This window comes from Trabulsiella guamensis ATCC 49490, from assembly GCF_000734965.1.
Taxonomy (GTDB): Bacteria; Pseudomonadota; Gammaproteobacteria; order Enterobacterales; family Enterobacteriaceae; genus Trabulsiella; species Trabulsiella guamensis.
Window position 1 is genome coordinate 14,889 of sequence record NZ_JMTB01000040.1, and the last position, 21,102, is coordinate 35,990.

The following is a 21,102-nucleotide window of genomic DNA, read 5'->3' on the forward strand; positions in this document are numbered from 1 at the left end:
TCCTCCAGGGAGGGATAAAAAAAGAGATTCGTGGGACGAATTAAAGATAAAACTCAGGCGGTCGAGTGACCGCCTGGAGATGTTCACTTACGCCTGGTGGCCGTTGATGTAATCAATGGCAGCCTGAACGGTGGTGATCTTCTCAGCTTCTTCGTCCGGAATCTCAGTATCAAACTCTTCTTCCAGAGCCATTACCAGCTCAACGGTGTCAAGAGAATCAGCGCCCAGGTCCTCAACGAAGGAAGCATTGTTGGTAACTTCTTCCTGCTTAACGCCCAGCTGCTCGCCGATAATTTTCTTAACGCGTTCTTCGATAGTGCTCATACTCTTAAATTTCCTATCAAAACTCGCTTTCGCGATGGTTTTCGTAGTGTATAAAATGTTGAAAAATTTGCAACTAAATCCCGGCAGGTCTTACCACGATTTTACGCTATTTTGCGGGTATTCGCCCTAATAACGCAAATTATTTTGCACATTATCCTGCTCCGGATTGCACGAAGTGCGTGGTTCCTGAGCATATTGTGCAAATCGCGGTCAAACCATGTACATCCCGCCGTTAACGTGCAGAGTTTCACCCGTGATGTAACTCGCTTCGTCAGAAGCTAAGAATGCAACCGCACTGGCGATTTCTTTTGCGTCGCCAAGGCGACCCGCTGGAACTTCCGCCAGAATACCCGCACGCTGATCATCAGAAAGCGCACGCGTCATGTCCGTTTCAATAAAGCCCGGAGCAACAACGTTCACAGTAATGCCGCGAGACGCCACTTCGCGCGCCAGCGATTTACTGAAACCGATAAGACCCGCTTTCGCCGCAGCGTAGTTGGCCTGACCGGCATTTCCCATGGTACCAACCACAGAACCGATAGTGATAATACGCCCGTGACGCTTTTTCATCATAGCGCGCATTACCGCTTTTGACAGACGGAAAACTGATGAAAGATTGGTTTCGAGAATATCTGACCACTCTTCTTCTTTCATTCGCATAAGCAGGTTATCGCGAGTAATCCCGGCATTATTGACCAGAATGTCGACTTCGCCAAACTCTGCGCGAATATTTTCCAGTACAGATTCGATAGATGCTGGATCGGTCACATTCAGCATCAGACCTTTTCCGTTGGCACCTAAATAGTCGCTGATCGCCTGCGCACCGCTTTCGCTGGTCGCCGTACCGATGACCTTCGCACCACGGGCGACGAGCGTTTCAGCAATTGCGCGGCCAATGCCACGGCTTGCACCGGTAACCAGCGCGATTTTTCCTTCAAAACTCATGGTTTTGTTTTTCCTCTGTTATTGTTCTAACGCCGCTGACATCGCCGCCGGCTCATTAATGGCCGACGCTGTCAGTGTGTCGACAATACGTTTTGTCAGCCCGGTGAGGACTTTACCCGGCCCGACTTCATATAAGTGTTCAACGCCCTGCGCGGCCATAAACTCGACGGTTTTCGTCCACTGAACCGGGCTGTACAGCTGGCGAACCAGCGCGTCACGGATAGCACCGGCCGACGTTTCGCTTTTCACGTCGACGTTATTCACGACGGGAATCTGCGGCGCGTTGAAGGTGATTTTCGCCAGCTCAACCGCCAGTTTTTCCGCAGCAGGTTTCATCAGCGCGCAGTGTGACGGTACGCTGACCGGCAGCGGCAGCGCACGTTTCGCGCCCGCAGCTTTACAGGCAGCACCCGCACGTTCAACCGCCTCTTTATGCCCGGCGATAACCACCTGGCCCGGCGAGTTGTAGTTAACCGGGGAAACCACCTGTCCTTCAGCAGATTCTTCGCACGCTTTGGCAATCGCGGCATCATCAAGGCCGATGATTGCTGACATGGCGCCCGTGCCTTCCGGTACCGCTTCCTGCATGAATTTACCACGGAGCTCTACCAGACGAACGGCATCAGCGAAAGCAATCACGCCTGCACACACCAGCGCAGAATATTCGCCAAGGCTGTGACCGGCCATCAGCGCAGGTGTTTTACCGCCCTGCTGCTGCCAGACACGGTACAGCGCGACAGACGCTGTCAGCAGCGCCGGTTGCGTCTGCCAGGTTTTGTTCAGTTCTTCCGCAGGTCCCTGTTGTGTCAGTGCCCACAGATCATAGCCCAGTGCCGCAGAGGCTTCAGCAAAAGTCTCTTCAATAATCGGGTAAACGGCTGCCATTTCAGACAACATCCCGACAGTTTGCGAACCCTGTCCAGGGAACACAAAAGCAAATTGCGTCATCTTATTCTTCCTTATTTTAGAAACGGACCAGCGCAGAACCCCAAGTGAAACCGCCGCCGAAGGCCTCAAGGAGCACCAGTTGGCCTCGCTTGATGCGACCGTCGCGAACCGCTTCGTCCAGCGCACACGGCACTGACGCGGCAGAGGTGTTGCCGTGACGGTCGAGGGTGACAACCACGTTGTCCATCGACATGCCCAACTTTTTCGCGGTCGCGCTGATAATACGCAGGTTCGCCTGGTGTGGCACCAGCCAGTCCAGTTGCGAACGATCGAGGTTGTTGGCCGCCAGCGTCTCATCGACAATATGCGCCAGTTCCGTGACAGCCACTTTAAAGACTTCGTTACCCGCCATCGTCAGGTAAATCGAGTTTTCCGGATTCACGCGATCAGCGTTCGGCAGCGTTAACAGCTCGCCATAGCTGCCATCTGCGTGAAGATGGGTAGAGATAATACCCGGCTCTTCAGAGGCACTTAACACGACAGCGCCCGCGCCATCGCCGAAAATAATGATCGTGCCGCGATCGGTCGGATCGCAGGTGCGAGCCAGCACATCGGAGCCAATCACCAGCGCGTGTTTAACCGCACCGGATTTCACGTACATATCAGCCACGCTCAGCGCATAAGTAAAACCGGCGCAGGCGGCGGCGACGTCAAACGCCGGGCAGCCTTTAATGCCGAGCATGCCCTGAATCTGGCAGGCAGCGCTTGGAAAAGCGTGCGTTGCTGAGGTCGTCGCCACAACGATGAGGCCGATATCATCTTTCGCGATACCCGCCATCTCCAGCGCACGCTGTGCGGCTTCGAAGCCCATTGTTGCAACGGTTTCATTCGGCGCAGCAATACGACGTTCACGGATACCTGTGCGTGTGACAATCCACTCGTCAGACGTATCAACCATCTTTTCCAAATCGGCGTTAGTTCGCACCTGTGTGGGCAGATAACTGCCGGTACCAATAATCTTCGTATACATGTACGCTCAGTCTTTTTCCGGTAATACAGATTCCAGGCGAGCGGCAATCCGCTGAGGGACTTCCCGCTGCACCGCCTGCACTGCCTGTTCAATCGCTACGCTGAACGCGCGCTGATTGGCTGCACCATGGCTTTTAATCACCGTGCCGCGCAATCCTAACAGACAGGCGCCATTATACTGGTCGGGGTTGAGGTGACTGAATCGCCTGGAGAGGCTTTTTTGTAACCAACGCTTTAATAATATCAGCCACCACGACCGTTTTTTCCCTTCCCCCTGCGATTTCAGCAGTGAAAGAAACATTCTGACAACGCCTTCCATGGTCTTTAACGTGACGTTTCCGGTGAATCCGTCACAGACCAGCACATCGGTCTTACCCGTTAACAACTCGTTGGCTTCAAGATAACCAATATAGTTGATAGTTGGCACAGTTTTAAGCAAAGCAGAAGCGTCACGAATGCTTTCATGCCCTTTGCTCTCTTCTTCACCGATATTCAGTAACGCGACACGTGGTTTGCTGACACCGACGACTTCTTCCGCCAGCACCGCCCCCATGATCGCAAACTGCACCAGCATTGTACTATCGCAATCAACGTTCGCGCCCAGATCAAGCACGACCGTTTTGCCCTTCTGCTGGTGCGGCAACACTGTCACCAGCGCCGGACGCTCAATGCCTTCTATTGGCTTGAGCAATAATTTCGCCAGCCCCATCAGCGCGCCAGTATTTCCCGCACTGACGCAAGCCTGTGCGCGCCCTTCTTTCACCAGTTCGAGCGCGATACGCATCGAACTGCCCCGGCTGTTACGCACAGCATGAGACGGTCGCGCATCACTGGCAATAACTGACTGTGCAGGGATAATCTGCAGACGCGAACGTTGTTCGAAATCAGCTTTGGCGAGTAATGGCGAGATGGCGTCGGGATCACCGACTAAAAGAAGGGAGAGTTGCGAATTGAAACCCAGTGCCTGCAAAGCTGCAGGCACCGTCACGGAAGGACCAAAATCGCCTCCCATGACATCTAACGCTATGGTCAGACGTGTCAAGGTATCGTCGCTGCCCGGTTCGTTTCTCCCCGCCTGCGCGGGGAAATCCGCACTAAGCTTCACGCTTTCGCGTGATTACTTAGCGATAACCTTGCGACCGCGGTAGTAACCGTCGGCGGTGATGTGGTGACGCAGGTGGGTCTCACCAGAAGTCTTGTCTACAGACAGGCTGGTAACTGCGGTCAGCGCGTCATGGGAACGACGCATGCCACGTTTGGAACGGGTTGGTTTATTCTGTTGTACGGCCATGGACCTTACTCCTCAATTACTTACGCTTTAAGCTGGCTAATGCGGCAAATGGGTTTGGCTTTTGCGCCTCTTCAGGCAGTTCACCAAAGACCATGTCCGCGTCGGACACTTCACAGTGTTCAGAATCATGCACCGGAACCACTGGCAAGGAGAGAATGATTTCATCCTCCACCATCGCCCGCAGGTCGATTTCACCGAATTCGTTAACCTCAATCGGCTCATACGCTTCCGGGAGTGCCTCAGCCTGTTCGTCAGAACGAACCGGACTGAAACAATACGTTGTGTGAACGTGATGCGTGAACGGTTTCCCGCAGCGCTGACATTCGAGAGTCACCGTCACCTTTGCATCGCCGGTAATCACCGCGAGGCGCTGGTTATCGATGGCAAATGACATGTCGCATTCTACATCGCTGTCCACACTGACTACAGATTCGGCAACACGCTCAACCTGATCGGGCGTATAGACACCCTGGTAATCGAGGCGTTTTTGAGCGGTACGAACCGGATCAAGAGTCAGGGGTAATTTTACCTTTTGCATAGGGCGCGCATATTAACTTTGTAACGTCGTATAGTCAAAGAAAAAGGCACCCGTAGACGCCTTTTGCCATTTATTCGCACACATTGCGGCCTGTAGTTTAAAATGACGCTAACCGATTCGCCATACCTGACTGAAAAAATATGCCAAACCTTGTACTTGCTTCGACCTCACCCTACCGCCGAATGCTACTGGAAAAGCTCGGTGTTTCGTTCGAATGTGCCGCACCGCAAGTCGATGAAACATCGTTCGCGGATGAGTCGCCTCGCCAGCTGGTGCTACGGCTGGCGCAGGCCAAAGCGCAGGCTCTCGCTCAACGATTTCCGTCGCACCTTATTATTGGATCCGATCAGGTCTGTATTCTGGACGGCGCGATTACCGGTAAACCGCATACAGAAGAGAATGCGTTTAAACAATTAAAGAAAGCCAGCGGCAATATTGTCACTTTTTATACCGGGCTCGCGCTTTATAATTCAGCGAACGGCCATCTGCAAACCGAATGCGAGCCGTTTGATGTACATTTTCGCCATCTGACTGAGCAGGAAATTCGCGATTACATCCGTAAAGAAAGCCCGCTGAATTGTGCGGGCAGTTTTAAAAGTGAAGGCTTAGGCATTTCTCTCTTCGAACGGCTGGAGGGACGCGACCCGAACACGCTGGTTGGCCTGCCGCTTATCGCGCTCTGTCAGATGTTACGACGCGAGCATTTGAATCCGTTGCTGGCATAAGTCGCGCCAGCCGGCAATAAATCAACCACGTAACACTTTAAGACAGTGTTTTAACTGCTCGTCCATTGGCGCTTCAATGCGCAGTATTTCACCGGTAGCCGGATGCTGAAATTTCAGCGCGGCGGCATGAAGAAACAGGCGTGACAGTCCTGTCGGTGCCAGTTGCTTATCAAACTCGCGGTCGCCATAGCGATCGTCAAAAGCGATAGGATGCCCGGCATGAAGCGTGTGAACACGGATCTGATGAGTACGCCCGGTCACCGGGCTGCAACGCACCAGCGTAGCGAACGCGTAGCGCTCTTCGACTTTGAATCGCGTCTCTGACGGTTTCCCTTCCTGGCTGACACGGACAATACGCTCGCCGCTCTGGAGAATGTTTTTTAGTAACGGTGCCTGTACCACTTTCATATGCGACTGCCACTGGCCACGAACCAGCGCCAGATAATCTTTTTGCATGCCTTTTTCGCGCAGTTGTTCATGCAGCGAACGCAATGCCGAACGTTTTTTCGCCACCAGCAGCACGCCCGAGGTATCGCGGTCGAGACGGTGCACCAGTTCAAGGAAACGCGCATCCGGGCGCAGCGCGCGCAACCCTTCAATCACGCCAAAACTCAGCCCGCTGCCGCCATGCACCGCCGTACCAGACGGTTTATTCAGCACCAGGATGTGATCGTCTTCATAAAGGATGACATCGCTCAGCGCTGCGACCTTTTGTAAATGTGGGGATACGGCGTCTTCTTCGCGTTCGGCGACGCGAACCGGCGGAATACGCACTTCATCGCCCGCTTCGAGTTTATATTCAGGCTTAATGCGTTTTTTGTTAACCCGCACTTCGCCTTTACGCAGAATGCGGTAAATCATACTTTTTGGCACACCTTTTAATTGAGTGCGCAAAAAGTTATCGATGCGTTGTCCTGCTTCATCAGCAGAAATCGCGACTAATTTTACGGCTGGAGTCTCAGTTTTCATGGTCGGCGATTCTAAATAGCCAGGCGCATTCGCGCCACTCATTTTTCTATGCTTATATTATGGTGACCTGGTTACATCAGACATCTTACTGATGGGATTGCTTGTTATTAGAACAATCCTGACAGAGAGGTGCAAAAACTGTGAGTAACCGGGTAACAAATGGTAAAAGTCATCTTGCTATAACAAGGTTAGCAATGGAATAATGATGCCGTTTTCCGTGTTGAATCTTGTTAAAACAAGGAAATTTGCGGAATTACCAGTTTTGCCCGACCGATCATCCACGCAGCAATGGCGTAAGACGTATTGATCTTTCAGGCAGTTAGCGGGCTGCGGGTTGCAGTCCTTACCGGTAAATGGAAGCAACTCTGGAGAGTTTTCCCAGGCTGTTCCCCTGTTAATTGCGCTGTGTTTGTCTCAACAACACAGGCAGCCGACACTCTGCGCCTCTTAAGCGAGCGACAACCGTGAGGTTGGCGACGTGAACAGACACGAGGCCATCGGTTCACCCCCGGAAAGGCATTACTCTGCCCGCAGCTTAGTCGTCAATGTACGAATAATGAGTAAGTTACGATGAAAAGAATGTTAATTAACGCAACTCAGCAGGAAGAGTTGCGTGTCGCCCTTGTTGATGGGCAGCGTCTGTACGATCTGGATATCGAAAGCCCAGGACACGAACAGAAAAAAGCGAACATCTACAAAGGTAAAATCACCCGCATTGAACCGAGTCTGGAAGCCGCATTTGTTGATTACGGCGCTGAACGTCACGGTTTTCTCCCCCTTAAAGAAATCGCCCGCGAGTATTTCCCTGCCAGCTATAACGCCCATGGCCGCCCTAACATTAAAGATGTTCTGCGCGAAGGCCAGGAAGTTATCGTTCAGATTGATAAAGAAGAGCGTGGTAATAAAGGCGCTGCATTAACCACCTTTATCAGCCTGGCGGGTAGCTATCTGGTACTGATGCCCAATAACCCGCGTGCGGGAGGCATTTCACGCCGTATCGAAGGTGATGACCGTACCGAACTGAAAGAAGCGCTGGCCAGTCTTGAACTGCCGGACGGCATGGGGCTTATCGTGCGTACCGCCGGGGTGGGTAAATCCGCTGAGGCGTTGCAGTGGGACCTGAGCTTCCGACTGAAACACTGGGAAGCGATTCAGAAAGCCGCAGAGAGTCGTCCGGCGCCGTTCCTTATCCATCAGGAAAGTAACGTTATTGTTCGCGCCTTCCGTGATTACCTGCGCCAGGACATCGGCGAAATTCTGATTGATAACCCGAAAGTGCTTGAGCTGGCGCGCCAGCACATCGCCGCCCTGGGTCGTCCGGATTTCAGCAGCAAAATCAAACTGTACACCGGTGAAATTCCGCTGTTCAGCCACTACCAGATCGAATCGCAGATCGAATCCGCTTTCCAGCGTGAAGTGCGTCTGCCATCCGGTGGCTCAATCGTTATTGACTCCACCGAAGCGTTAACCGCGATTGATATCAACTCCGCACGCGCAACCCGCGGCGGCGACATCGAAGAGACCGCGTTTAACACTAACCTCGAAGCGGCAGACGAAATCGCACGCCAGTTACGTCTGCGCGACCTCGGCGGCCTGATCGTTATCGACTTTATCGATATGACCCCGGTACGCCACCAGCGCGCAGTTGAAAACCGTCTGCGTGAAGCAGTGCGCCAGGACAGAGCCCGCATTCAGATAAGCCACATTTCGCGCTTCGGCCTGCTGGAGATGTCCCGTCAGCGTCTGAGCCCATCGCTGGGTGAATCCAGCCATCACGTCTGCCCACGCTGTAGTGGTACCGGCACCGTCCGTGATAACGAATCCCTGTCGCTCTCGATTCTGCGTCTGATTGAAGAAGAAGCGCTGAAAGAGAACACCCAGGAAGTGCATGCGATTGTCCCTGTACCGATTGCGTCCTATCTGCTGAACGAAAAACGCAGCGCCGTGAGCGCCATCGAAGCCCGTCAGGGCGGCGTACGCTGCGTAATCGTGCCGAACGATCAGATGGAAACGCCGCACTACTCCGTACTGCGCGTGCGTAAAGGCGAAGAGACGCCAACCCTGAGCTATCTGCTGCCGAAACTGCATGAAGAAGAGATGGCGATGCCATCGGAAGAAGAGCCTGCTGAGCGTAAACGCCCTGAGCAACCTGCGCTGGCAACTTTCGTGATGCCTGACGTTCCGCCTGCGCCGCCGGCAGAAGCTGCTGCGCCGAAAACGAAAGCCGCCGCGCCAGCCGCACCAAAAGCCCCTGCGGCTCCGGCAGAACCGGGCCTGGTGTCTCGTTTCTTCGGTGCGCTGAAAAATCTCTTTGCCGGTAGTGAAGCGCCGCAAGCGGTTGAACCGGCGCCAGCGAAGAAAGAAGAGAAACCTGAGCGTCAGCAGGATCGTCGTAAATCACGTCAGAACAACCGTCGCGACCGTAATGATCGCCGTGATGATCGTCGTGATAACCGCAACGACAACGGCGAGGGGCGTGAAGAGAACCGCCGTAACCGTCGCGAAAAACAGCAGCAGAACGCCGAAACGCGTGAAGCCCGCCAGCAGACGACAGTTGATGATACCGAAAAAGCGCAGGGTCGCGACGAGCAGCCGCAACAGCCGCGTCGTGAGCGTAACCGCCGTCGTAACAACGATGATAAACGCCAGGCGCAGCAGGAAGCCAAAGCGCAAAACCGTGACGAGCAGCCGGCAACGCAGGAGACCGAACAGGAAGAACGCGTTCAGGTCATGCCGCGCCGTAAGCCGCGCCAGCTGGCTCAGAAAGTCCGCATTGTCTCCGCAGAGCAGGAAGCTGCTGCTGTTGCCGGTGACGTAACCGAAGAGTCGCAGCCGGTGGTTACCGCGCAGCGTACAGAACTGGCGAAAATCGATCTGCCAGCAGTGATTGAAACACCGGTTGAGCAGGACGAAAACGCCGAAGCGCGAGATACCGCAGGTATGCCGCGTCGTTCACGTCGTTCACCGCGTCACCTGCGTGTCAGCGGCCAGCGCCGTCGTCGTTATCGTGACGAGCGTTACCCGCTGCAGTCGCCGATGCCGCTGACCGTGGCCTGTGCGTCGCCGGAAATGGCTTCCGGTAAAGTGTGGATCCGCTATCCGGTTGCCCGTCCGGCTGACGAGCAGATCGAGCAGAAAGAAACGCAACAAGCAGCGCCGGTTATCGCCGATGTTCAGCCTGAGGTTGCCGCTGTCGTCGTAGACGCCGCATTAACGCCGGCAGAACAGCCTGTTGTGGTTGAACCGCAGCCAGTGACGAGTGAACCGCAGGAGCCGGTGGTTGAAACCACTCATCCTGAGGTTATCGCTACGCCGATAACTGAACAGCCGCACCTTATCGCTGCAGAAGATGAAGTCGTCGCCGAAGAAGTGGCTGCTGAAGTTGAAGCCGCCGTGGAAACGGCAGAAGAAACCAAAGAAACGCTGGTTGAAGACGTACCGGTGGCAGAAGTTGCAGCGGCGGTTGAACCGGTCGCGGTTGAATCTGTCAGCGAACCCGCTGCTGAGCCAGTCGTGACAGCGCCGGTCGAGCCTGTTGAAGAGGTGAAACCTGCTGCTGTGGTAACAGCAAAAGCAGCGCCTGCCGACAATCATCACGCCACTGCGCCAATGACCCGCGCGCCGGCCCCGGAATATACCCCGGAACCGCCGCGTCACAGCGACTGGGTTCGCCCGGCCTTTGCCTTCGAAGGTAAAGGTGCCGCTGGCGGTCACAGCGCAACGCACCAGGCGCAGTCCGGGCCGACACGTCCGCAGCCGACTGAGTAAGCGCTAAGCATGAAAAAGCCGACCTCCTCAGGTCGGCTTTTTTTATTCCGCTTCCGGGCGCCGCATCCCCGCGATTTGCGGCATTACCTCACGCATCAGATCGAGAAAGCGCCGCAACCGCGTCGGATAATAGCGCGCCCAGGGATATACCAGATGTACCGGCAACGGCGCTGCCCGCCACTGCGGCAAAATCTCCACCAGTCGCCCCTCCCGCACATCCTCTTCCACCAGCCAGCTGGAAATGATAACCACGCCAGTGTTCGCCAGCGCCGTATTTCGCGCAACATAGATACTGTCGGTACTCAACCGGGGAACGATGTCTATCGTACAACTTTCACCCGTCACCTGATGAAGCGTCACATCGTGCTGATAAAAGGTATTGATCGCCACCCACGGCAGCGCCGACAGTTGTTCAGGTTTGGTGATCGCAGGGTAGCGAGCCAGAAACGTGGGGGTCGCGACCATGCAGCGTGGCACTTCTGCCAGTAAAACGGACACCGTCGCCGGATCCACTTCCGCGCCAACGCGGATCGCGCAGTCGATATTATCACTGAGAAAATCGACCGATTTATCGTTAAGCATCCATTCCACAGAGAGCTGCGGATACTTATGCAGAAACGCCACCAGCGGCGTGAGCAGTTGCTGTTGCCCGAAGGCATGCGGCGCTCGCACTTTCAGAATGCCTACCGGCTCATCTTCCGCGACCTGCAGATCATCCTCCAGCGCCAGCCAGGCATCAATCACGTTTCTGGCGTGCTGGTAGCAGCGCTCGCCGTCGTCCGTCAGCTTCATCGCATGCGTGGTGCGCAGGATAAGTTTCGCCCCCAGCAGCGTTTCCAGCGACTGCAGACGGCGGCTGATGGTCGCCTGGGTGGTCTCCAGTTGCCTCGCTGCCGCCGACAGCGAACCGGCCTCCACGATGCGGATAAAGGTGCGCATCAGTTCAACGCGATCTATACGCTCCTGCTTCATTACTGTATCCATGCTTATACGTATTACGTATAACTGTTTTACCATCGCCCCCGCTACAGCGCCAGCCGTAAACCGGGAAAAATAGCGCCATACCGTTTACGAGGACATCATCATGACACAGGCTTTCAGACCCAACTGGGTTATTTTCATACTCGCGCTGGGCGCAGGTTTCAGCGTTGCCGCGATTTATTATGCCCAGCCATTACTGCCGCTGATGGGGCGCGATCTGCATCTCAGTGTCGAAGGCATGGGTCTGGTGCCGACGCTGACGCAGGCCGGCTACGCACTCGGCATTTTGTTTCTGCTACCGCTCGGCGACCGTCATGACCGCCGTACGCTGATTGTCAGCAAAAGCGCGTTGCTGGCACTGCTGCTGTTTCTCTGCAGCCTGAGCAGCGGTCTGCACACGCTGCTGGTCTTCAGCCTGTTGACAGGCATGATGGCGACCATGGCGCAGGACATCGTCCCCGCTGCCGCCATTCTGTCACCCGCCGGAAAACAGGGGAAAACGGTCGGTACGGTGATGACCGGTCTGCTGCTCGGCATTCTGCTGTCGCGGACTGTCAGTGGGCTGGTCGGTGCGGCGTTTGGCTGGCGCGAGATGTATCAGGCCGCTGCCGTGAGCATCGCCGCGATGGGTGTACTATTGTGGTTTGCTCTGCCGCGTTTCGCTGTCCACTCAACACTGAGTTATCCGGCGCTGATGAAATCGATGGCACACCTGTGGCGTCACTATCCGGAACTGCGTCGTGCGGCACTGGCGCAAGGTTTTTTATCGGTTGCTTTCAGCGCCTTCTGGTCGACGCTTGCCGTTATGTTGCTTGAGCATTTCCGGCTGGGCAGCGCGGCGGCCGGGGGATATGGAATAGCCGGCGCTGCAGGCGCGCTTGCCGCCCCGCTCGCCGGTGGGCTGGCGGATAAAGTCGGCGCCTCGCGCGTGACGCAACTGGGCGCGGCGCTGGTCACCCTCTCCTTTGCGCTGATGTTTGCCTTGCCGGCATTGCCAGCCGAAGGTCAGCTGGTGCTAATTGCCCTTTCAGCCGTCGGCTTTGACCTTGGTTTACAGTCGAGCTTAGTGGCGCACCAGAATCTGGTCTATGGTCTCGAGCCGCAGGCACGGGGCCGGCTGAACGCCCTGTTGTTTACAGTAGTGTTTATCGGGATGGCGTCCGGCTCGGCAGTGGGCAGCAAACTGTATGCGATGGCGGGGTGGACGGGGGTGGTGATGCTGGCAACCGTCGCGGGGGCGATAGCGCTGCTGATTCGCCTGACTGACCGTGCTCCACGCACATCCGCAACGCAGGCATCACGTTAAAAAAAAGCCCGCTCCGGGGTGAGGGGAGCGGGCTGAGAAAACATGCCGGTTTCAGGACATGCTAAGAGGCAAAGCGTTTAGCTGTTCAGCTGGAACAACGACATTCCCTGCATGTCGCTAAACGCTTTGTACGACGCCTGGAGAGCCGCCTGCTGCATGACATAGTTAGATATCGTGGCGTTCCAGTCTACATCGATCAGATCGCTCATTTGCTGCGTCTGACTCAATGCCCGGTCATCACCCAAATCGTCAAGTTTACCCAGTTCGACAAGCTGGGTCCCCAGTTCAGAACGAACAGTTACGACGTTGTTGAGTGAGTTTTTCAGTCCATCCGCAGACTTATTCACCACCGCCTGTGCCGCCGCTGCTGCCGCATCATCACCCTCTACCGGGGTTTTCAGCGCGGCGATGGCGGTATCGAGCATCACGAACAGATTACTGTCCGTACCTGGTGTGGCGTTACTGGTCAGATGGTCAAAAATTTTGTCGCCGGTATGGCCAATAACCATGCTGCGGGAGTAATCAACCTGCTGTTCGACGTTCACTGTCCCACCGACATAAGTACCGTCATCGGCAAAAGGTGCCGTATCCGTCTGGTAACCGGCGAACATATAACGACCGTTACCGTCCTGGCTGTTGGCCAGGTTCATCAGCTGGTCGCGAACACCCTGCAGTTGCGTGGCAAACGATGCACGGTCATCGTCACTCAGGGTGCCATTACTCGCCGCAACGAGAGTTTCCTGTGCGGAGGTAATTGATAACGTCACCTGACTCATCACGTTCTCTTCCTGCGAAACACGCTGCGTTGCAAAAGAACGGGCAGTGGCAAACTGGCTGTTCTGCGCCTGCGCCTGGGCCAACACAACAGCCTGTGATGCGGCAATAGGATCGTCAGACGGGCGATTGACACGTTTGCCAGTAGACATTTGTTCGCCATAACCCAGCCAGCGAGATTGCGAGTCGGTAATACCACGCATGTTCTGCTGGTACATCATTAACGTACTTACACGCATTGTCGGCTGTCTCCTTAGCGAATGTTGATCAGAGCGTCAAACAGCGTATTGGCGGTCTGCAACACCTGGGCGTTCGCCAGATAATATTGCTGGTACAGTTGCAGGTTGCCGTACTCTTCATCCAGGTTAACCCCGGAAATCGACTGCTGTTGTTTCGTCAGTTGAGTGACCACATTGCCCTGGGTGGTGTTGCTGACTTTCAGCGACGCGGTACGGTTACCGACATCGCTGACAATGGTCGCGTAGGCATCGTTAAAAGTTTTCTTGCCGCCTACCAGCTTCTGATTTTGCAGGTCCAGTAGCGCTTTACCGTTACGGTTGTCGCTTTCACCGTTGTCAGCGTCATTCGCCCCCATCGCGATCTGCGATTCATTGGTGATAGCCAGTTCCATATTCACGATCACATCGTTGACCGGTTTCACCGTGAAGCTGTCTTTAGCGTTTGGCGTCCCGGTCACGTCGATTTCCAGACCATCGAAGCTCATCTTGCCGCCAGTGACTGTCGCCGTGAAGGTGGTGTTATCTGCCAGACGTGTGACCTGCCAGTCCGTGCCGTCGAAAACCACTTTATAATTGGTCGCCTGCACCTGGCTGCTGTCGGTGATAGTCGAGGTCAGTGCGGAAGTGCCGGTATTTTTGGCGTTTGATACGACGGAAGAACCACCGAAATTAAAGAAATCGACGTTGGTGTTGCCGTTGGCGTCAACACCCTGACGGTGCTGTTCGTTGAAAGAATCAGCAAACACCAGCGCCATCTGGTTGAGGGTATTGCGCGTCTGGTCAAGATCCTGCGAACGGAAAGTCAGCAGGCCGCCCAAAGAACCGTTAGTTAACAGTTTTTCCGGGATTTCAACGTTGCCCGCCACATCATCAACATACGCCACGGTAATGCGCGAAGGGTCGGCTTTGCTCTGCACCGCCGCCAGTTGATTTGCTTTACTGCCCTGCACCAGGTTGTAGCCATTAGCCATAGTAACGTTAAAGGTGCTGCCATCCTGCTGACTCACTTCAACACCGATGATCTGGTTCAGTTCACTGACCAGTTGATCGCGTTGGTCGAGCAGATCGTTAGGTGAAGCCCCGGCACCTACACCCGTCATCTTGGTGATTTTTTCGTTCAGGTCGGCAATCTGTTTCGCATAGCTGTTGATCTGGTCAACGCTTGAAGAGATTGACAGGTTAACCTGTTTGTCCTGATCACGCAGATACTGGTCGGTCACTTTGAACTGGTTAACCAGGCCACCGGCTTTGCCAAGCAAAGCCTGACGTGCAGCCGGATCTTCAGCGTTACTGACCAGCGTCTGTAAGGTGGCGAAAAAGTCCTGCAGCGTGGCAGACAATGAGTTGGTGGTGTCCGAGAGCATGTCGTTGATTTTCGACATCTGCTCATAGCGCGCGGTCAGGCCACTGCTTTGCGTCTGCGCGGCGCGCAGCTGGTTGGTGATGAACGCGTTGTATTCACGCTGAACGCCACCCACGTACACACCGTTGCCGACCCAACCACCGCCCGTCAGGGAGCTGTTCGCCTGCCCGAGCACGGTGGTCTGGCGGGTGTAGCCCGCAACGTTATAACTGGCGATGTTATTACTGACGGTGTTCAGGGCCGCCTGGGCTGCATTCAGCCCACTCATTGCGCTGTTAATCAAGCTGGACATGGTGGTTCCTTTTATTCTTTCAGACACGGGTCCTGTCGAAGATTATCGGCAGGCGTTCACTGAACTTGAGCCGTTTCAGAACAGATTTTCGAGATCGTTGCCATAGGCTTTGCTGACTCTCTCGCCCATCGATTTCAGTTGCTGGATCATGCTGGTCAGCTTGCGGGCATAGTTGGGATCAGTCGCATACCCGGCGTTCTGCAATGCCTGCGCCCCCTGCTCCGCCGTCGCCGCGCTGGTTACCGCCGCATAGCGTGGGTTGCGGGTCAGTAGTCCGACGTAATCAGACAGCGCTTCAAGGTACGAGCTGTAGACGCGGAATTTGGCTTTGACCTTTTTCGCTTCGCCGTTTTCGTATTCGGTAGTGGTGATTTCCGTGACCTTGCCCTTCCAGTCTGACGAAGCTTTCACGCCAAACAAGTTGAAGCTCGGCGCGCCGTTTTCGCCACGGATTTGCCGCTGGCCCCAACCGGATTCGAGCGCTGCCTGCGCCAGAATCAGGTGATGCGGAATGCCGCTCTGCTCACTCGCCAGCCGCGCTGGCAGCGACAGTTGCGCGAGGAAGTCTTTACTGTCATCAGGCAGCGAGACATCGCTCTGCGCCGGGGCTTTTGGCATGGCGTTACGCACCATCTGCCGCAACGTGTCGTTCTGGTAAGTGGTGATGGTCTGCAGATCAAATTTCATCGGCACCTGCGCACTATTCTCCGCAGGCGCGCCCTGAGCGGCATCCATCTGTTTGACCATCATGTCCGCCAGACCAAGCCCTTTCCCTGCGGTCATCTGCTGGGCGATCTGTTGATCGTACATACTGGTGTAGAGGCGGGTCTGGTCGCTGCTGAAAATACCGTCTTTCGGCAATGCCTCGCGCATGCTTTTGAGCATCATCTGCACGAACATCCCTTCCATCTGGCGCGCCACCGGGCGCAGATTCGCGCCCGGATCCTGGCTCGCTTTGGCCTTCAGTTCGTTCAGCGACTGCGCATCCCACGCCGCGCTTTCCAGTAATTTGCTGTCGCTCAGCATCAGATGATTTCCACTTTCGCACGCAGGCAGCCTGCGCTTTGCATGGATTGCAGGATAGACATCAGCTCGATTGGCGATGCCCCCAGCGCATTGAGCGCACGCACCACATTGTTCAGGCTGGCGCTGGAGCGAATGCTCTGCAACGCGCCACCGCTCTGACGCAGATCGATTTGCGTCTGTGGCGTCACGACCGTCTGACCACCAGCAAAAGGCGTATCCGGCTGGCTGACCTGCGCCTGACGGTTAACCGTCACCGACAGGTTACCCTGCGCCACCGCACAGGAATCCAGCGTCACTTCGCGGTTCATCACCACAGAGCCGGTACGGGAGTTGATAATCACTTTCGCTTCCTGCGGCGTGACGTTGACTTCCAGGTTCTGAATATCCGCCAGCAGGCGTACCTGATTACTGCTGCCTGATGGCGCACGGATCTGCACCGTCCGCGAATCTAACGCAGTGGCATTGCCGTAACTGCTACGACGGTTGATGGTGTCAGCAATCTGCTGCGCCATACCGAAGTCTTCCTGATTTAGTTGCAGATTGATGGTATTTCCGGAGCCAAACTGCGTCGGCAGCTCACGCTCGATGATCGCTCCGTTGGTGATGCGACCACCGTTAAGCTGGTTGACCTGGACACTGCTGCCACCGGCCGCCGCGCCAGCGCCACCCACCAGAATGTTGCCCTGCGCCAGCGCATACACCTGACTGTCCACCCCTTTCAGCGGTGTCATCAGCAACGTACCGCCACGCAGGCTTTTGGCGTTCCCCATCGAGGAGACCACCACGTCAATGGTTTGCCCCTGACGACCAAACGCCGGGAACTGGGCGGTGACCATCACCGCCGCGACGTTTTTTAACTGCATATTGGTGCCAGTCGGCACGGTAATGCCGAGCTGCGACAACATGTTGTTGAGACTTTGGGTGGTGAACGGCGTTTGCGTCGTCTGGTCACCGGTCCCGTCAAGCCCCACCACCAGGCCATAGCCAATCAGTGAGTTTTCCCGCACGCCCTGTACGCTGGTGAGGTCGCGAATGCGATCGGCCTGGGCGAAACCCGCCATCAGGACCAGAGCAATGCCAACCAGGAACTTATACATAATTCACCTCGTTACATCGGCGACAAATTAAGGAAGAAGCGTTGCAGCCAGCCCATATTCTGCGCTTCATTGATATAGCCATTACCCACATATTCGATTCGCGCGTCCGCCACTTGCGTGGAGGGAACGGTGTTGCTGCCGCTGATGGTGCGGGGATTCACCACCCCGGAGAAGCGGATAAATTCTGTCCCCTGGTTGATGGCGATCTGCTTTTCGCCCACTACGTGGAGGTTGCCGTTGACCAGCACCTGATCCACCGTCACTGTCAGCGTGCCGCTGAAGGTGTTGCTGGCGTTGGCACCGCCTTTACCATTAAAGGTATTGCCGCCAGACGCATCGAGATTGGCGCGATCGCCGCCAAACAGCCCCTGCATCGCGCGTGGAACGGTGTCAAAGCCAAAATTCGTTTTACCGTCGCGGCTCGCGTTCGCTGACGAGCTCTTACTGGCGCTGACGTTTTCCTGCAGCACAATCGTTAACGTGTCACCGATATTGCGCGGACGCCGGTCTTCAAACAGCGGCTGATAGCCGTAATTAATCGGCTGCGCAGTCTGGAAAATAGAGCCATTGGCCATGGGTACCGGGCCGGGAACAGGCTGAGCGGTTGTGGCACCTTCCACCAGTGGTTTGGAAGGGATCAATGCGCATCCCGTCATGGTGAGTGCCACGACGGCGAGAAGCGGATAACGAAACGCTGCGGATTTTTGCATTGCTTTCATCTTCTGAATAAAAAAGCCGGTGCGAAGTATTCCGCACCGGTTACGTCTTAGAGCTGAGTCAGTTTTTGCAGCATCTGGTCAGTGGTCGAGACCGCTTTACTGTTAATTTCGTAAGCGCGCTGAGTCTGGATCATATTGACCAGCTCTTCGGCTACGTTAACGTTCGACGTTTCGACATACCCCTGATACAGCAGACCGGCACCGTTCAGGCCCGGCGTGGTTTCGTTTGGCGCACCGGAGGATTGCGTTTCGGTGTAGAGGTTCTCACCAATGCTTTCAAGACCGGAGTCATTCATAAACGTCGTCAGGTTCAATTGCCCCACCTGCACCGGGTTGGTTTGCCCCTGCTGCGTCACGCTGACCACGCCGTCACGGCCGATGGTGATACTCAGGCTGTTCGCCGGAATAGTTATCGCTGGTTGCACCTGGAAACCGCCTGCGGTTACCAGCTGACCGTTCTGATCAACCTGGAAAGAACCGTCGCGGGTGTAGGCCATGGAGCCATCCGGTAGCATCACCTGGAAGAAACCCTGCCCTTTGATCGCCACGTCTTTGCTGTTGTTGGTCTGCGACAGGTTGCCCTGGCTGTGCAGACGCTCAGTCGCCACCGGACGAACACCGGTACCGATCTGCAGCCCTGACGGCAGCGTGGTTTGCTCAGAAGACTGTGCGCCAGGCTGGCGAATGGTCTGGTAAAGCAAATCTTCAAAAACCGCGCGCTGACGTTTGAAACCGTTGGTGCTGACGTTCGCCAGGTTGTTGGCGATGACATCCATATTGGTTTGCTGTGCGTCGAGACCGGTTTTTGCGATCCATAATGAACTGATCATAGTGGTCCTGTTATTAGCTCATGGAGAGCAACTGGTTGGCCTTCTGCGCGTTCTGATCGACGTTGCTGATGACTTTCATCTGCATTTCGAACCGACGCGCGCTGGCGATCATATCGGCCATCGCGGCCACAGGTTTAACGTTACTGCCCTCAAGCACGCCAGACTGCAATGTGATGCTCTGGTCGGCCTGTAAGACCGGACCACGCGCCGCCAGTGCCGCCGGGTTTAAGCGGAACATACCGTCATCACCACGCACCACTTCATTCGCCTGCGCGCGTACCAGCTTCAGACGTCCGACTGGCGCAATGGTATTAGCCGGGTCGCCCGGGTTCAGTGCAGAGATGGTACCGTCAGCAGCGATAGTGACTTCAGAACCTTCCGGCACCACCACCGGGCCGCCTTCGCCGATTACCGGATTCCCCTGAATGGTCAGTTGCCCGGTTGGCGTCACCTGAATGTTGCCGTTACGGGTATAACCTTCACTGCCATCCGGCGTCTGCACGGCAAGCCAGCCATCCTGCTGTAACGCCACGTCCAGTGGACGTGCGGTGTAGTCAAGCTGGCCCGGCGTCATATCCGCGCCCGGTGTTGATGCCGCCACCAGCGTACGGGTCTGTACTGTCTCGCCGTTGACTGGCACTGCACGCAGTGCCGTCAGTTGAGCGCGAAAGCCAGGCGTCGAGGCGTTGGCAAGGTTGCTGGCGGTGACAGCCTGCTGGTCCAGCGTCTGGCTGGCAGCACCCATCGCGGTATAGATTGCGTGATCCATTACGTTATCCCGTCAGGCGCTTAGCGCAGGTTAACCAGGGTGTTGAGGATCTGATCCTGGGTTTTGATGGTCTGCGCGTTCGACTGATAGTTACGCTGCGCGACGATCATATTCACCAGTTCTTTACTCAGATCGACGTTGGAAGCCTCCAGCGCGCCATTGGTCAGCGAACCGAAGTTACCCTCGCCCGCCGTACCGAGCAGTGCCACACCCGAAGATAATGTTGCCGACCAGACGTTATCGCCTTCCGACTGCAGCCCTTCGTTGTTGGCGAAGTTCGCCAGCACAATTTGCCCCAGAACCTGCGATTTCTCGTTGGAGTAGTTACCGACAATCGTACCGTCGTCGTTGATCTGATAGCTCACCAGGCTGCCCGGGCCGTAGCCGTTCTGATCGGAGGCCACGATGCTGTTAGCGCCGGTGTTCTGCTGCATGGAGTTGGCAAAGCTCAGCTGGAATGTTGCTGGCGTCGCGCCGTTAATGGTCCCGGTCGTCAGGTTAGCAGTGCCGCCGCTTATCAGCGCGCCGTCGTTGTTGAAGCCTAACGTGGTTGCCAGAGTCGCGGCACTACCGGCAACGCTGCTGTCCTGAGTGTAAACCTGCCAGGTGTTGTCTGCGGTTTTCACGAAGTACACGTTCATGTCATGGGAGTTACCCTGACTGTCATACACGGTGACCGTGTCTTTTCTGTTGTAGGTATCCGCGTCGGTGGCATCGAACGGCGTGGTCGCAGGCAGTTTGTCTGTGGAGTTCAGGTTCATCTGCATACTTGCCGTGGTGGTGATCCTGGCGGACATCAGAGTATTCGGGATGTTCAGCCCAACCGGGTTGGCGCCCTGCTGGATAGTCGGCGGTGTCCCCGTCGCCGGGTAACCTGTCAGTTGCAGACCCTGCATGTTCACCAGGTTACGGTTTTCATCCAGTTTGAACTGACCGTTACGGCTGTAGTAAACCGAACCATTACTGTCGACCATCCGGAAAAAACCGTTCCGGCTGATAGCAACATCCAGCGCACGGCCGGTGCTCGTCGGGATCCCGTCGTTAAAGTCCTGAGTAATACCCGCAACCTTAACGCCCAGCCCCACTTTGGAGCCCGCAAACATATCGGCGAAAGACGCCGTGCCGGATTTAAAGCCATAGGTGGCGGAGTTGGCGATGTTGTTACCAATGACATCGAGGTTAGTAGAGGCAGCATTCAGACCGCTGACCGCTTGAGAAAAGGACATGTC

The 21,102-nt window shown here is 55.7% G+C and carries 20 protein-coding genes; 3 read left to right on the top strand and 17 right to left on the bottom strand.

Annotated elements, in window-relative coordinates; translation table 11 throughout:
* Positions 1 to 87: 87 nt before the first annotated feature.
* The 7 genes from acpP to yceD form a co-directional block, all read right to left on the bottom strand.
* On the bottom strand, positions 88 to 324 hold the full coding sequence (acpP, locus tag GTGU_RS04380; RefSeq protein ID WP_000103754.1) for an acyl carrier protein: 237 nt from the start codon (positions 322 to 324) through the stop codon (positions 88 to 90).
* A gap of 210 nt (positions 325 to 534) precedes the next feature.
* Positions 535 to 1,269, bottom strand: coding sequence for a 3-oxoacyl-ACP reductase FabG (gene fabG, locus GTGU_RS04385; protein WP_038154485.1), 735 nt, complete (start codon positions 1,267 to 1,269; stop codon positions 535 to 537).
* A gap of 18 nt (positions 1,270 to 1,287) precedes the next feature.
* A complete protein-coding gene (gene fabD, locus GTGU_RS04390; RefSeq protein WP_038154486.1) occupies positions 1,288 to 2,217 on the bottom strand; it encodes an ACP S-malonyltransferase in 930 nt (309 codons plus the stop codon).
* 16 nt (positions 2,218 to 2,233) lie between these two features.
* A complete protein-coding gene (fabH, locus tag GTGU_RS04395; RefSeq protein WP_038154487.1) occupies positions 2,234 to 3,187 on the bottom strand; it encodes a beta-ketoacyl-ACP synthase III in 954 nt (317 codons plus the stop codon).
* A 6-nt stretch (positions 3,188 to 3,193) separates the two neighbouring features.
* The gene (gene plsX / locus GTGU_RS04400; protein ID WP_211252860.1) at positions 3,194 to 4,228 is read right to left on the bottom strand and encodes a phosphate acyltransferase PlsX; all 1,035 of its coding nucleotides are present in this window, start codon (positions 4,226 to 4,228) and stop codon (positions 3,194 to 3,196) included.
* Positions 4,229 to 4,303: 75 nt separating this feature from the next.
* Positions 4,304 to 4,477, bottom strand: coding sequence for a 50S ribosomal protein L32 (rpmF, locus tag GTGU_RS04405; RefSeq protein ID WP_002435125.1), 174 nt, complete (start codon positions 4,475 to 4,477; stop codon positions 4,304 to 4,306).
* Between the two features lie 16 nt (positions 4,478 to 4,493).
* Entirely contained in the window at positions 4,494 to 5,015 is a 522-nt protein-coding gene (yceD, locus tag GTGU_RS04410; protein WP_038154489.1) for a 23S rRNA accumulation protein YceD, read from the bottom strand.
* A gap of 140 nt (positions 5,016 to 5,155) precedes the next feature.
* On the opposite strand from yceD, the gene GTGU_RS04415 reads away from it, so the two are divergent.
* Entirely contained in the window at positions 5,156 to 5,740 is a 585-nt protein-coding gene (locus GTGU_RS04415) for a Maf family protein (RefSeq protein ID WP_038154490.1), read from the top strand.
* A gap of 21 nt (positions 5,741 to 5,761) precedes the next feature.
* Here the strand turns inward: GTGU_RS04415 and rluC are convergent, their stop codons facing one another.
* On the bottom strand, positions 5,762 to 6,709 hold the full coding sequence (rluC, locus tag GTGU_RS04420; RefSeq protein ID WP_169741162.1) for a 23S rRNA pseudouridine(955/2504/2580) synthase RluC: 948 nt from the start codon (positions 6,707 to 6,709) through the stop codon (positions 5,762 to 5,764).
* Positions 6,710 to 7,279: 570 nt separating this feature from the next.
* Between rluC and rne the strand changes: the two genes are divergently transcribed.
* The gene (gene rne / locus GTGU_RS04425) at positions 7,280 to 10,477 is read left to right on the top strand and encodes a ribonuclease E (protein ID WP_038154492.1); all 3,198 of its coding nucleotides are present in this window, start codon (positions 7,280 to 7,282) and stop codon (positions 10,475 to 10,477) included.
* 42 nt (positions 10,478 to 10,519) lie between these two features.
* Here the strand turns inward: rne and GTGU_RS04430 are convergent, their stop codons facing one another.
* Positions 10,520 to 11,494, bottom strand: coding sequence for a LysR family transcriptional regulator (locus GTGU_RS04430; RefSeq protein WP_051857296.1), 975 nt, complete (start codon positions 11,492 to 11,494; stop codon positions 10,520 to 10,522).
* Positions 11,495 to 11,561: 67 nt separating this feature from the next.
* Here GTGU_RS04430 and GTGU_RS04435 point away from each other — a divergent pair, with 67 nt between their 5' ends.
* Positions 11,562 to 12,764: an MFS transporter gene (locus GTGU_RS04435; protein WP_038154494.1), complete on the top strand. Its 1,203-nt coding sequence runs from the start codon at positions 11,562 to 11,564 to the stop codon at positions 12,762 to 12,764.
* A 77-nt stretch (positions 12,765 to 12,841) separates the two neighbouring features.
* On the opposite strand, the gene flgL is transcribed toward GTGU_RS04435, so the two are convergent.
* From flgL to flgE, 8 genes are all read right to left on the bottom strand, one after another.
* Complete coding sequence (gene flgL, locus GTGU_RS04440) at positions 12,842 to 13,777, bottom strand: flagellar hook-associated protein FlgL (RefSeq protein ID WP_038154495.1); 936 nt, start codon at positions 13,775 to 13,777, stop codon at positions 12,842 to 12,844.
* A 14-nt stretch (positions 13,778 to 13,791) separates the two neighbouring features.
* Complete coding sequence (gene flgK / locus GTGU_RS04445; RefSeq protein WP_038154496.1) at positions 13,792 to 15,432, bottom strand: flagellar hook-associated protein FlgK; 1,641 nt, start codon at positions 15,430 to 15,432, stop codon at positions 13,792 to 13,794.
* Between the two features lie 75 nt (positions 15,433 to 15,507).
* Positions 15,508 to 16,458 (bottom strand): flagellar assembly peptidoglycan hydrolase FlgJ, encoded by a 951-nt coding sequence (gene flgJ / locus GTGU_RS04450; protein WP_038154497.1) that lies wholly within the window; start codon positions 16,456 to 16,458, stop codon positions 15,508 to 15,510.
* Positions 16,458 to 17,555: a flagellar basal body P-ring protein FlgI gene (locus tag GTGU_RS04455; RefSeq protein ID WP_038154498.1), complete on the bottom strand. Its 1,098-nt coding sequence runs from the start codon at positions 17,553 to 17,555 to the stop codon at positions 16,458 to 16,460. Before GTGU_RS04455 ends, flgJ begins: the two co-directional genes overlap by 1 nt.
* Positions 17,556 to 17,566: 11 nt before the next feature.
* Entirely contained in the window at positions 17,567 to 18,265 is a 699-nt protein-coding gene (gene flgH, locus GTGU_RS04460) for a flagellar basal body L-ring protein FlgH (protein WP_156964057.1), read from the bottom strand.
* Positions 18,266 to 18,321: 56 nt separating this feature from the next.
* The gene (gene flgG / locus GTGU_RS04465) at positions 18,322 to 19,104 is read right to left on the bottom strand and encodes a flagellar basal-body rod protein FlgG (RefSeq protein WP_038154500.1); all 783 of its coding nucleotides are present in this window, start codon (positions 19,102 to 19,104) and stop codon (positions 18,322 to 18,324) included.
* A 13-nt stretch (positions 19,105 to 19,117) separates the two neighbouring features.
* A complete protein-coding gene (locus GTGU_RS04470; RefSeq protein WP_038154501.1) occupies positions 19,118 to 19,873 on the bottom strand; it encodes a flagellar basal body rod protein FlgF in 756 nt (251 codons plus the stop codon).
* A gap of 20 nt (positions 19,874 to 19,893) precedes the next feature.
* A complete protein-coding gene (gene flgE, locus GTGU_RS04475) occupies positions 19,894 to 21,099 on the bottom strand; it encodes a flagellar hook protein FlgE (RefSeq protein ID WP_038154502.1) in 1,206 nt (401 codons plus the stop codon).
* Positions 21,100 to 21,102: the final 3 nt, after the last annotated feature.

What these genes read in the sequence shown, in the direction of transcription:
- GTGU_RS04435 (WP_038154494.1), top strand. Translation starts at nt 11,562, where the DNA reads ATGACACAGGCTTTCAGACCCAACTGGGTTATTTTCATACTCGCGCTG.
- flgL (WP_038154495.1), bottom strand. Translation starts at nt 13,777, where the DNA reads ATGCGTGTAAGTACGTTAATGATGTACCAGCAGAACATGCGTGGTATT.
- acpP (WP_000103754.1), bottom strand. Translation starts at nt 324, where the DNA reads ATGAGCACTATCGAAGAACGCGTTAAGAAAATTATCGGCGAGCAGCTG.
- flgH (WP_156964057.1), bottom strand. Translation starts at nt 18,265, where the DNA reads ATGCAAAAATCCGCAGCGTTTCGTTATCCGCTTCTCGCCGTCGTGGCA.
- fabH (WP_038154487.1), bottom strand. Translation starts at nt 3,187, where the DNA reads ATGTATACGAAGATTATTGGTACCGGCAGTTATCTGCCCACACAGGTG.
- GTGU_RS04430 (WP_051857296.1), bottom strand. Translation starts at nt 11,494, where the DNA reads ATGGTAAAACAGTTATACGTAATACGTATAAGCATGGATACAGTAATG.
- GTGU_RS04455 (WP_038154498.1), bottom strand. Translation starts at nt 17,555, where the DNA reads ATGTATAAGTTCCTGGTTGGCATTGCTCTGGTCCTGATGGCGGGTTTC.
- rpmF (WP_002435125.1), bottom strand. Translation starts at nt 4,477, where the DNA reads ATGGCCGTACAACAGAATAAACCAACCCGTTCCAAACGTGGCATGCGT.
- flgG (WP_038154500.1), bottom strand. Translation starts at nt 19,104, where the DNA reads ATGATCAGTTCATTATGGATCGCAAAAACCGGTCTCGACGCACAGCAA.
- GTGU_RS04470 (WP_038154501.1), bottom strand. Translation starts at nt 19,873, where the DNA reads ATGGATCACGCAATCTATACCGCGATGGGTGCTGCCAGCCAGACGCTG.
- rne (WP_038154492.1), top strand. Translation starts at nt 7,280, where the DNA reads ATGAAAAGAATGTTAATTAACGCAACTCAGCAGGAAGAGTTGCGTGTC.
- yceD (WP_038154489.1), bottom strand. Translation starts at nt 5,015, where the DNA reads ATGCAAAAGGTAAAATTACCCCTGACTCTTGATCCGGTTCGTACCGCT.
- flgE (WP_038154502.1), bottom strand. Translation starts at nt 21,099, where the DNA reads ATGTCCTTTTCTCAAGCGGTCAGCGGTCTGAATGCTGCCTCTACTAAC.
- rluC (WP_169741162.1), bottom strand. Translation starts at nt 6,709, where the DNA reads ATGAAAACTGAGACTCCAGCCGTAAAATTAGTCGCGATTTCTGCTGAT.
- flgK (WP_038154496.1), bottom strand. Translation starts at nt 15,432, where the DNA reads ATGTCCAGCTTGATTAACAGCGCAATGAGTGGGCTGAATGCAGCCCAG.
- flgJ (WP_038154497.1), bottom strand. Translation starts at nt 16,458, where the DNA reads ATGCTGAGCGACAGCAAATTACTGGAAAGCGCGGCGTGGGATGCGCAG.
- fabG (WP_038154485.1), bottom strand. Translation starts at nt 1,269, where the DNA reads ATGAGTTTTGAAGGAAAAATCGCGCTGGTTACCGGTGCAAGCCGTGGC.
- fabD (WP_038154486.1), bottom strand. Translation starts at nt 2,217, where the DNA reads ATGACGCAATTTGCTTTTGTGTTCCCTGGACAGGGTTCGCAAACTGTC.
- GTGU_RS04415 (WP_038154490.1), top strand. Translation starts at nt 5,156, where the DNA reads ATGCCAAACCTTGTACTTGCTTCGACCTCACCCTACCGCCGAATGCTA.